The organism is Vallitalea maricola (assembly GCF_036985595.1).
Taxonomy (GTDB): Bacteria; Bacillota; Clostridia; order Lachnospirales; family Vallitaleaceae; genus Vallitalea; species Vallitalea maricola.
In genome coordinates this window covers 1-212 of the sequence record NZ_BTPU01000440.1, presented here as the reverse complement: position 1 = coordinate 212, position 212 = coordinate 1, and the positions used below count along the sequence as shown (strand labels likewise).

The following is a 212-nucleotide window of genomic DNA, read 5'->3' as shown; positions in this document are numbered from 1 at the left end:
AGAAACTATGGTAGAAATAGCCGATATGTTTTTTAGGTATGGAATGGATATTGATAAGTTGTCTTCAATAAAAAGTGTGGCATTTCGTAAAGGAGATGGAAGTATCTGTTTGACTCCAAGAAGAGAATTCATACAAGATTTGGATACCATTCCTTATCCTATGTATGAGCTTATTCCAAAACACATTACATCATCTGTAATGTGTTTTGGAA

General features: G+C 33.0%; 1 protein-coding gene. It reads left to right on the top strand.

Going from position 1 to position 212, the window contains the following annotated elements; all coding sequences use genetic code 11:
- Window positions 1-25: 25 nt before the first annotated feature.
- The coding region (locus tag AACQ14_RS24570; RefSeq protein WP_339366151.1) for a hypothetical protein at window positions 26-212 on the top strand (187 nt) is incomplete at its 3' end.